At 66.2% G+C, this 10,835-nt stretch carries 8 protein-coding genes and 2 pseudogenes; 4 read left to right on the top strand and 6 right to left on the bottom strand.

From position 1 onward, the window contains the following. From ntrX to hflX, 3 genes and pseudogenes are all read left to right on the top strand, one after another. Complete coding sequence (gene ntrX, locus BW41_RS18460) at positions 1-1,377, top strand: nitrogen assimilation response regulator NtrX (RefSeq protein ID WP_037536443.1); 1,377 nt, start codon at positions 1-3, stop codon at positions 1,375-1,377. A gap of 99 nt (positions 1,378-1,476) precedes the next feature. Then, a pseudogene (gene hfq, locus BW41_RS18465) lies at positions 1,477-1,986 on the top strand (RNA chaperone Hfq); the annotation flags it as partial. Positions 1,987-1,988: 2 nt separating this feature from the next. After that, a complete protein-coding gene (gene hflX / locus BW41_RS18470; RefSeq protein WP_037536447.1) occupies positions 1,989-3,275 on the top strand; it encodes a GTPase HflX in 1,287 nt (428 codons plus the stop codon). Here hflX and mazG read toward each other — a convergent pair. Beyond that, the gene (mazG, locus tag BW41_RS18475) at positions 3,272-3,997 is read right to left on the bottom strand and encodes a nucleoside triphosphate pyrophosphohydrolase (protein ID WP_081793186.1); all 726 of its coding nucleotides are present in this window, start codon (positions 3,995-3,997) and stop codon (positions 3,272-3,274) included. The two genes, hflX and mazG, sit on opposite strands and share 4 nt — an antisense overlap. Before the next feature lie 294 nt (positions 3,998-4,291). Here mazG and BW41_RS18480 point away from each other — a divergent pair, with 294 nt between their 5' ends. Further along, entirely contained in the window at positions 4,292-6,664 is a 2,373-nt protein-coding gene (locus BW41_RS18480) for a TonB-dependent receptor (RefSeq protein WP_200870469.1), read from the top strand. Positions 6,665-6,727: 63 nt separating this feature from the next. Here BW41_RS18480 and BW41_RS18485 read toward each other — a convergent pair whose 3' ends face one another. The 5 genes and pseudogenes from BW41_RS18485 to BW41_RS18505 form a co-directional block, all read right to left on the bottom strand. Then, positions 6,728-7,345, bottom strand: coding sequence for a retropepsin-like aspartic protease family protein (locus BW41_RS18485; protein ID WP_037536453.1), 618 nt, complete (start codon positions 7,343-7,345; stop codon positions 6,728-6,730). Next, positions 7,342-8,106, bottom strand: a complete 765-nt coding sequence (locus tag BW41_RS18490) for an MBL fold metallo-hydrolase (protein ID WP_037536455.1) — start codon at positions 8,104-8,106, stop codon at positions 7,342-7,344. Before BW41_RS18490 ends, BW41_RS18485 begins: the two co-directional genes overlap by 4 nt. Continuing rightward, positions 8,103-8,879 carry a TatD family hydrolase gene (locus BW41_RS18495; RefSeq protein ID WP_037536508.1) on the bottom strand — a complete coding sequence of 259 codons (777 nt, stop codon included), beginning with the start codon at positions 8,877-8,879 and terminating at the stop codon, positions 8,103-8,105. The genes BW41_RS18490 and BW41_RS18495 overlap by 4 nt, the downstream gene beginning before the upstream one ends. Further along, positions 8,879-10,432 carry a methionine--tRNA ligase gene (metG, locus tag BW41_RS18500; protein ID WP_037536457.1) on the bottom strand — a complete coding sequence of 518 codons (1,554 nt, stop codon included), beginning with the start codon at positions 10,430-10,432 and terminating at the stop codon, positions 8,879-8,881. Before metG ends, BW41_RS18495 begins: the two co-directional genes overlap by 1 nt. Positions 10,433-10,473: 41 nt before the next feature. Then, a pseudogene (locus BW41_RS18505) lies at positions 10,474-10,835 on the bottom strand (DNA polymerase III subunit delta'); the annotation flags it as partial.

Raw genomic sequence — 10,835 nt, forward strand, 5'->3', positions numbered from 1 at the left:
ATGCCGCTCGACATCCTCGTCGTCGATGACGAACACGATATCCGCGAACTCGTCGCCGGCGTCCTTGAAGACGAAGGCTATGACACCCGCTCCGCCGCGAACAGCGACGCGACGCTGGAGGCGATCGCCACCCGCCGGCCGTCGCTGGTGCTGCTCGACGTCTGGTTGCAGGGATCACGACTCGACGGGCTTGAGCTGCTCGACGAGATCAAGCGGCGCGATCCGTCCATCCCGGTGCTGGTCATTTCGGGCCACGGCAATCTCGATACCGCCGTCGCCGCGATCCGCCGCGGCGCCAGCGACTTCATCGAAAAGCCGTTCGAGGCGGAGCGGCTGCTGCTGCTCGTCGCCCGCGCGACCGAGACCGAGCGCTTGCGTCGCGAGGTCGCCAGCCTGCGCGTCTCGGCAGGGCGGGAGAGCGATCTCACCGGCAGTTCGGGTGCGATCAATGGCGTGCGCGCGACGCTGAAGCGCGTCGCCGCGACCGGCAGCCGCGTCCTCATCATGGGGCCGGCCGGGGTCGGCAAGGAGGTCGCTGCCCGGCTGCTGCACGGCTGGAGCAACCGCGCGCAGGCGCCGTTCGTCATCGTCAGCGCGGCGCGGATGACGCCCGAGCGCGTCGAGGAGGAGCTGTTCGGCGTCGAGGAAGGCGGGGACCTGATCCGTCCCGGCCTGCTCGAACAGGCGCATGGCGGGACCTTGTTCCTCGACGAGATCGCGGACATGCCGATCGCGACGCAGGCGCGCATCCTGCGCGTGCTGACAGACCAGAGCTTCAGCCGCATCGGCGGCACGCGCATCGTCAGGGTCGACGTCCGCGTCGTCTCGGCGACCTCGCGCGACCTGACCCACGAGATCAGCGAAGGCCGGTTCCGCGAGGATCTCTATTATCGCCTCAATGTCGTCCCGGTCGTGCTGCCGCCGCTCGCCGAACGGCGCGAAGACATTCCCGCGCTGGTCGAACATTTCATGGCGCATTATGCCGCCGAACGCCGCGTGCCGACGCCGGAGATCGCCGCCGACGCGATGGTCGCGTTGCAGTCGTACGACTGGCCGGGCAACGTCCGTCAGCTCCGCAACGTGGTGGAGCGGACGATCATCCTCGCGCCGGGCGACCGGATCGGGCGGATCGATCTCGACCTGCTGCCCGCGGAAGTGCTCGGCGACCAGGGCGACCTTGGCAGCGGCGGGGGCGGGGCGATCATGGGCGCGCCGCTGCGCGAGGCACGCGAGACCTTCGAGCGCGAATATCTCCGCGTCCAGATCCGTCGCTTTTCCGGCAACATCAGCCGCACCGCCAGCTTCATCGGCATGGAGCGTTCGGCGCTGCACCGGAAGCTCAAGCTGCTCGGCATCACCGACGTGCGCGAGGATTAGGTGCTGGACGCAGCGCCCCATCGTTCATAGATGCACGTCGTCGCCCGATCCGGGCGGTGATCCGACGCCGGGAAACGGCGCGATAGCGGGCAAACGGCTCGCCAAGAACCGAAAGGCTTATGTATGGCCGAAAAACAAGGCTCGTTGCAGGACCTCTTCCTCAACGCTCTCCGCCGCTCCAAGACCCCGGTGACCATGTTCCTGGTCAAGGGCGTCAAGCTCCAGGGCATCGTCACCTGGTTCGACAATTTCTCGGTGCTGCTGCGCCGCGACGGCCAGTCGCAGCTCATCTACAAGCACGCCATTTCGACGATCATGCCGTCCGGCCCGATGGATATCGCCGCGCTGATCGAATCGGTCGGCGAGGCGCAGCGCAAGCAGCCGCTGTTGCAGGAGATCTTCCTCAACGCCGTGCGCAAATCGGAAGATTCGGTGACGATGTTCCTGATCAACGGCGTCATGCTGCAGGGTCAGATCGCCGGCTTCGACCTGTTCTGCATGCTGCTCCAGCGCGAAGGCATGGCGCAGCTCGTCTACAAGCACGCCGTCTCGACCATCCAGCCGGCGCGCGCGCTGAACCTCGCCGATGAAGGGGAGACGGAAGACTGACCGTGACCAATGGCTTCAATCGCGATCGCGATGAATTCGCCCGCGGCGGCCGCACCCTCGTCGTGCTGCCCGATTCCGGCGACGCGCATCGCGATGCCGATGCCCGGCTCGACGAGACGGCGGGCCTCGCCGCGGCGATCGGCCTGGTCGTCGTCGACAAGGTCGCGGTGCGGGTGAGGGCGCCCAAGGCGGCGACCCTGATCGGCAGCGGTCAGGTCGAACAGCTCGCCGTACAGGTGCGGCAGAACGAGGCCGACCTCGTCGTCTTTGATGCGAGCCTCACCCCGGTGCAGCAGCGCAATCTCGAGACCGCGCTCGAAGCCAAGGTAATCGACCGCACCGGACTGATCCTCGAAATCTTTGGCGAGCGTGCGGCGACCGCCGAAGGGCGGTTGCAGGTCGAACTCGCGCATCTCGACTATCAGGCCGGCCGGCTGGTGCGCAGCTGGACCCATCTCGAACGGCAGCGTGGCGGCTTCGGCTTCCTAGGCGGTCCGGGTGAGACGCAGATCGAGGCCGATCGCCGGCTGATCCGCGACCGGATGGCGCGGCTGCGGCGCGAACTCGATCAGGTCAGCCGCACGCGCGGTCTGCATCGCGATCGGCGCCAGCGGGCACCGTGGCCGATCATCGCGCTGGTCGGCTATACCAATGCCGGCAAGTCGACGCTGTTCAACCGGCTCACCGGCGCGCACGTCATGGCCGAGGATCTGCTGTTCGCGACGCTCGACCCGACGCTGCGGCAAATCTCACTGCCGGGAATCGACAAGGCGATCCTGTCCGACACGGTCGGCTTCGTCTCCGACCTGCCGACGCAGCTCGTCGCCGCCTTCCAGGCGACGCTGGAAGAGGTCGTCTCGGCCGATCTTCTGATCCACGTCCGCGATATCGCGCATCCCGACAGCGAGGCGCAGCGCAGCGACGTCGAGGCGGTGCTCGCAGAGATCGGCGTATCCGAGCAGACCCCGCGGTTCGAGGCGTGGAACAAGCTCGACCTGCTCGATCCCGAGCGGCACGAGGACGTGCTGGTCGAGGCGGGGCATCGCGATGATGTCGTCGCACTTTCCGCGTTGAGCGGGGAAGGGGTCGACGACCTGATCGAACAGGTCGCCGCCAAGCTGACCGCCGGGCACCGCCGTTACTGGATCACGCTCGACGCCGGTGACGGCGCCGGCGCGGCATGGCTGCACGCGCATGGCGAGGTGCTCGGGCAGATCAGCGAGGATCTCGAAACGCAATATGAGGTGCGGCTCGCCGAGCGCGACTATGCGCGTTTCCTGCAACGCTAGCCGTGCTTGACCCGCTGCCATAACGCTTCCTTGTCGGCGAGCGGCAAGGCGGCGAAAGCGTCGCCGGCGATCCCCTCCATCCCCCGGAAGCGTCGTTCGAACTTGGCATTGCCCCGACGCAGCGCCGCTTCCGGATCGATGCCGAGGTGGCGCGCCCAATTGACCACGGCGAACAGCAGGTCGCCGATCTCCTCTTCGACCGCGTCGCCCGTCGCCGTGGCGACCTCCGCGATCTCCTCATGCACCTTGGCCAATGCGCCGTCGCCGTCCGGCCAGTCGAAGCCGACCCGGGCGGCGCGGTTCTGCAACTTCACGGCGCGCATCAGCGCGGGCAGGGCCACCGCGACGCCGGCAAGCGCACTGGTATCGCTTTGGCCTTCCCGTTCGGCGGCCTTGATCGCTTCCCAGCCCGGCGTCGCATCGGCGTCGCCGAATATATGAGGATGCCGCCGCTCCATCTTGTCGCTCACCGCCGCGGCGACGTCGTCGAGCGTGAAGGTGCCGGCGTCCTCGGCGATCCGGCTATGGAAGACGACCTGGAGCAGCAGATCGCCGAGTTCATCCTTAAGATCCGCCGCATCGTCGCGCGCGATCGCGTCGGCGACCTCATAGGCTTCCTCGATCGTATAGGGCGCGATCGTCGCCCAGGTCTGCGCCACGTCCCACGAGCAGCCGTGGACGGGATCCCGCAGCCGCGCCATGATCGCCACGAGCCGATCCATCGCCGATGACGTCACCTCAATCCTCCCTCGTCGTGTACTGTCTGTAGCAGCGCCCGGGAGGTGGGGCTAGATGACTGCGATTTCGCCATATCCGTCCATCCTGCCACGAGAAAAATAAATGACGCACGACCGGCCTGGCATTCGTGGATGTAAATTTGACACTTTTCTATTCGCCAACAGTAACTTGGCTGCTTCTAGCTCAGGCTAAGCATCCCAATACCGGTCATATACTCGTCATGGAGGTATGACACGGCGCCCGCGAACCGGATCAACGGTCACGCTATCATGCGGGGGATGAATATCATGTTGAAATATGGCGCTGCGATCATTGCGATCGCGGCAGCGTCGGGTCCTGCCCGAGCTCAAACTGTGCCGGCCGGCGGCAGCGTGCCGGCACAGTCGCGGGACGCCGGTGACGATCAGGAGGTCGTCGTTACGGGCAGGGCGGTGACCTTTGCGAACACGCAGGTGACCAATGCGATGATCAGCCGCCAGTCGGCGCTGACCAGCGTCAACGATGTCATCAAGGAGCTGCCCGGCGTTTTCGTTGCTGAGGGCGATGCGTTCGGTTCGTCCGACTGGGCGACCTCGATCAGCATCCGCGGGTTCAGCAGCGGGGGCGGGGGCGGTCAGCAGATCGGCTCGACGATCGACGGCCTTCCCAATGGCGGGTCCGGCTATGGCGGCGGTGCCCGCGCCAACCGCTATATCGACTTGCTCGATCTCAAGACGGTGCGCGTGTCGCAGGGCACCGCGGACATCGCGTCGCGATCGAACGAGGCGCTCGGCGGTACGCTCGATTACGTCACCGACGATCCGGCGGCCGAGCGTCGGTATCGCTTCACGGCGGCGGGTGGTGACTTCAGTGCGCGCAAGCTCTACGCGCGCGTCGATACGGGCGACATCGCGCCGTCCACGCGCGCCTTCGTCAGCGCTTCCACATCGCGGGTCCGGGACTGGATCGGCGGGGCCGGTGAGACGCGCCGCGACCATGTCGAGGGCAAGCTGAAGAGCACGATCGCCGCGGTCAATCTCACGGCTTGGCTGTCATACGACGATGCCGATGAAGCGGAATTCGGATCTGTCTCGCCTGACTCCTTCGCCAGTGATCCGAACCACGATGCCTATACCGATCACTGGACCGGCGTCCCGTACATCGACCAGAGCTACCGTGCCGGATCGCGGGCCTTGCGGCGCAACCTGTTCGGCTATCTCAAGAGCGATACCCATATCGGCGAGGTGGCGCTGTCGCTGACCGGTTATTACCATCGGCTCCGGGGTCGCGGCGATTTCCTGCCGCCCTATCTGGTCGATGTCCGTCAGGACGGCGTGGGCGCTTCCGAAAGCGAATATACGGGTTCGCAGCCCACCCGGATCGGTGGTGCGCCGCTCGGCAAGATCTATTTCGTCACGCCGACCGGGGTCGCGGCGACCATGAACGAGGGGTGCGCCGGTACTGCGCTCGTGCCGCCGAGCTATGCAGCGGCCTGCTATCCGAGTGGATCACAGGCGGTGATGTCCTATCGCCATACCCATTATCGCGGCGAACGCGGCGGCTTCACCACCGATGCCGGCTGGATGCACGAGTTCGGCGGTGTGGAGAACCTGCTGCGGGCCGGCTTCTGGTTCGAACGCGACCGCGCCAACCAGATCAGGGACTGGCACAAGGTCACCAATCCGCTGGTCGGCATGGCGTTCGACGGGACGGCCTATTACGAGCAGTACAGCACGGATTATGATGTCGACGAGGCCATGTATTATGCCGAGGACACCATAACGATCGGTCGGCTGAGCGCGCGGTTCGGCGTCAAGCAATTCTTCCTCGATCAACGCCGCGCCGAACAGCTCAACGACCGGGCCAGCACGTCGCTGCGCTCGCACTCGCAACCGTTGATCTCGGCGGGCGTGACGGTGCAGGCGCCGCTGCCTGGACTGGAAGTCTTTGCCGGCTACTCGCAGAATTTTGCCGCGATCGGCAATGGCCCGCTCGGCCAGCCGCGTGTGGTGATCGCGCGGATCAAGCCGGAGACGGCAAACAATATCGAGATCGGCGGCCGCTACAATGCCGGCCGGGTGGAAGCGTCGCTGACCGGCTATGACATCAAGTTCAACAATCACATACAGTCGATCTCGGCCAACCTCGTCAGCGAGATCGATTATCTGAACGAGCAGAGCAGCGTCTATCTCAACGTCGGCGGCATACGCAGTCGCGGGATCGAGGTCGCTCTGGCTTATCGCCTCACGCCGGCTTTGAAGCTGTCGGGCAGCTATACCTACAATCACGCGACGTATATCGGCACCGGCAATGCTGCGCAGGATGACGATATCGGCGTGACGCCGGGGCGGCAGGTGATCAATTCACCACGCACGATGTGGGTGCTGGCGAGCGACTATAAAGGATCGGTGCTGAAAGCCGGCGCAGCGGCTAAGAAGGTCGGCGACCGTTTCCTCGATACCAGCGGCGATGTGAGTGGCGCCGGCTTTCTGTTGGTCGATGCCTATGTCGGCGCGGATCTCGGCAAGGTCGCCGGACCGCTCAAGGGTCTGTCATTGACGATCCAGGCGAACAACCTGACCGACAAGCGCTATCTTGCCGGCAGCGACGGTGGTTCGGCGTTCCTCGGCACGCCGCGCACGATCACCGGATCGTTGACGCTCGACTTCTGAACGCAAGAGAGGGCGCGTACGCCGCGCCCGCTCGACCCTGCTACTCGAGTTCGATAATATGTATTATGTAAAATCCTGCGGGTGGTGCGGCTCTAGGATCAGCGTGCTGCCCTCCACCCGCCACGATTTCAGCTTCGACAGGAAGTTCATCCCGAGCACATCGGTGTCCCCGAAGGCCGGCGACACGACGACGCCGAGATCCCGTGCAGCGATATCGCCGAGCCGCAACTCCCGCACCGTCGCGGTCTGCGCACGGATCTGGCCGTTGGCGGTGTTGAGGATCATCGGAAATGCGCTGTCGCGGACGTCGAGCGCGGCTGCCTGCGCCGTAGTCGTCGAAAGCGCCGTCACCGTCGCACCACTGTCGACGAGCATCCGTCGCGACACGCCGTCGAGCGTCACGCGCGCCCAGAAATGGCCGTCGGGCGCCATCCGGATCCGCGTCTCCTTGCCCGCGACCGACTGATCCTCGATTCTGAGCAGCCGTGCGACGTGCTGGAGGTACGGATCAAAGCGCTCCCGCTGTGCCACGACGATCGCGAGCAGCCCGAAGATTGCCGCCCAGCTGACGAGCGACAAGGCGATCCGGGCGATCGGTACGCGCCGCGCCACCAGCGCCGCGATCGGCAAGCCAAGCAACACCACATAGAATAATGCAGAGCCGCCCAGTTCGTGTGTCATAATCGAAATTCGAGTCCGTCATAGCCAGGTTCGACGCCCGGCGGCAGCGCCGCGACGAGCGTCGCATAGTCCATGGAATGATCCATATGTATGAAGGCTGACCGGCGGGGACGCAGCTCCTCGATCCAGTGCAAGACGGTCGGTACGTCGGGGTGCGTCGGATGCGGTGCGTAGCGCAGCGCGTCGACGATCCACACGTCGAGGTTGGTATAAAGGGCGCGCATCGCCGGGGTCAGCTCGTGAAAATCGGTCGCATAGCCGATGACCGCATCGTCCGTGGTGAAGCGCAGCCCGGCCGAGCTTATCCGGCCATGCGGCTGGTCGACCACATCGATGGTGATGCCACCGATGGTCAGGCGATCCGGCAGCTCCGCCGCCTCGACCGTCGGTGGATAGCCCTGCCGCCCGGCGAAGACATAGGTGAAGCGCTCCCGCAGCGCCGCGAGCGTGCTTTGTCGGGCATAGCCCTGCACCGGCGCGCCCCGCGCATGGAAGATCTGGCGGACATCGTCGATGCCGTGGCAATGATCGGCGTGATCGTGCGTCCAGAGGATCGCGTCGACCGCCGCCACCTCCGCGGCGAGCAACTGCTCGCGCATGTCCGGCCCGGTGTCGACGAGGATGCGGGTGCCCTCATGCTCGACGAGGATCGACGCGCGGGTGCGGCGGTTGCGCGGCTCGGCGGGATCGCACACGCCCCAATCATTGCCGATCCGCGGCACGCCCGATGACGTACCGGAGCCGAGGATGCGGACCTTCATCCGCGCGCCTTGCCGAACAGCGTGAAGAAATTGTCCGCCGTCCGCGCCGCCAGCATATCGAGCGGCTCTCCGCGCAACGCGGCGAGGAAGGCGGCGGTATCGGCGACGAACGCCGGCTCACCGGGCTTGCCGCGGTTGGGCACCGGGGCGAGGAACGGTGCGTCCGTTTCGATCAGCAAGCGATCGATCGGCAGCCACGCCGCCGTCTCCTGCAGATCGCGCGCGTTCTTGAAGGTGACGATGCCCGAAATCGAGATGTAGAGACCGAGTGCGAGCGCCGCATCGGCGAAGGCGCCGCTCGCGGTGAAGCAGTGGATGACGCCGGTATAGGCCCCCTGCTCCATCTCGTCGCGCAGGATCGCCAGCGTATCCGCCTCGGCGTCGCGGGTATGGACGATCAGCGGCAGACCGGTTTCGCGGCACGCCGCGATATGCGTGCGGAAGCTCGCCTGCTGACGGATGCGGTCGGACCGTTCGTAGAAATAGTCGAGGCCGGTCTCGCCGATCGCGACGACGCGCGGGTGCGCGGCGCGCGCGATCAGCGTGGCGCGGCCGATGTCAGGATAATGATCGGCTTCATTGGGGTGGATGCCGATCGCCGCCCATACGTCGGGCTCGCGTTCGGCGGTGGCGATCACCGCATCCCACTCGCTCTCGCGCGTCGAGATGTTGAGCATCGCGCCGACGCCGCGCGCGCGCGCGCGGCCGAGCACGTCCTGTTGCTGCTCGAACACCCCCTTATAGTTAAGGTGGCAGTGACTATCCGCGAACATCATGCCGCGGCGGCCGGCAGTTCGAGCCGCGGGAAGATCGGCGACGGCGGTGCGATGACGAAGCCCGATGTCGCCTGGCGGCCGTACCAGCCGTCATCGTCGATTGCCGCGTGATCGCGCGCCTCGGCACCGATCTGGTCGAGCACCTTGCCCGCCGATTCCGGCACCACCGGCAGGATCGCGATCGCCAGCATGCGGATCGCACGGACCAGCGTGCCGAGCACCGCGTGCATCCGCTCCGGATCCGTCTTGCGCAGCGCCCATGGCGCCTGTGCATCGATATATTGGTTGCAGGCGAAGACGCCGCGCATCCACGCCTCGATCCCCTGGCTGAGCATCAGATCGCCGAACGCCGAGGTGAGGCCGGCGCAGGCGACGACGACCTCTTCGAGCAGCATCGCATCGGCCGGGTCACTGCGCCCGGCCTCGGGGAAGGCGCCGGCCAGATTCTTGGCGATGAACGACAGGGTGCGCTGCGCGAGATTGCCGAAGCTGTTGGCGAGTTCGGCATTGACGCGCGTGACGATCGCCTCGGCCGAATAGCTGCCGTCCTGACCGAAACTGACGTCGCGCAGCAGGAAGTAGCGGACCGCGTCGACACCGAACGCGTCCGTCAGCTCGTCGGGGCTGACGACGTTGCCGACCGACTTCGACATCTTCTCACCGCGGTGCAGGACGAAGCCATGCGCGAACACCTGCTTGGGGATCGGCAGCTGCGCCGACATCAGGAAGGCCGGCCAATAGACGGTATGGAAGCGGGTGATGTCCTTGCCGATCAGATGCAGATCGGCCGGCCAGAACCGCGCCAGCGACGCGGAATCGTCGGGATAGCCCGCGCCGGTCAGATAGTTGGTGAGCGCGTCGACCCAGACGTACATGACATGGCCCGGGCTGTCGGGCACCGGTACGCCCCAGTCGAAGCTGGTCCGCGACACCGACAGATCGGACAGGCCGCCCTCGACGAAGCGCATCACCTCGTTACGACGCGCCTCCGGCCGGATGAAGTCCGGGTTGGCGGCATAGAAGTCGAGCAACGGCTGCTGATATCTGGACAGGCGGAAGAACCACGTCTCCTCCGCGGTCCATTCGACCGGCGTGCCCTGCGGCGAAAGGCGCTGCCCCCCTTCCCCGTCGACCAGCTCCTTCTCGTCGTAGAAGGCTTCGTCGCGGACCGAATACCAGCCTTCGTACCGATCGAGATAGAGGTCGCCCGCGTCGCGCATCGCGCGCCAGATCGCCTGGCTGGCGGCGTAATGACCGGGTTCGACGGTGCGGATGAAGCGATCGTAGCTGATGCCGAGCTTGTCGGCCATGCCGCTGAAATGCGACGACATTTCGTCGGCGAAGGCGCGCGTTTCCATGTTCCGGGCGCGCGCGGTCTGCGCCATCTTGAGGCCGTGTTCGTCGGTACCCGTCTGGAAGCGGACGTCGCGCCCCGCTTGCCGCTGGAAACGGGCGATCGCATCGGCGGCGATCATCTCATAGGCATGGCCGATATGCGGACGCCCGTTGGGATAGTGGATCGCGGTCGTGATATAATAAGGATCGGCCATGCCGGCCTCCTAGTCGATCCACCCGGCGAGGTGAAGCGGGCTCAGCGCAGCGTCGCGACGATCGCCGCCATCTCGAACACCGTCGCCTGCGCATCGAGCGACAGGCCGAGCGCCGCGCCGGCGAGGTCGCGCGCCGCAGCCTGCGCATCGATCGCGGTCTTCAGACGCGGACCGCTGCGCCCGCGCGCCTCGCGCGCGATCAGCGTCGGCACGCGATCGAGAAAGGCTTCGTAGCGCGCGGCATTGCCCTTGCCGGCGAGCGCCTTGGCAAGCGCCGCCCGGCGCGTGTTGGCGGGATCGCCGTCCCCGGCGATGGCGACGATCGCCCGATCGATCCCGTCGATATCGAGCCCGGCATAACGGATCGCCCGCCCCGGCGCCCCCTCCCCGCTGCCGACCAGCG

It is taken from the genome of Sphingomonas sp. RIT328 (assembly GCF_000632225.1).
In the GTDB taxonomy this organism is placed as follows: Bacteria; Pseudomonadota; Alphaproteobacteria; order Sphingomonadales; family Sphingomonadaceae; genus Sphingomonas; species Sphingomonas kyungheensis.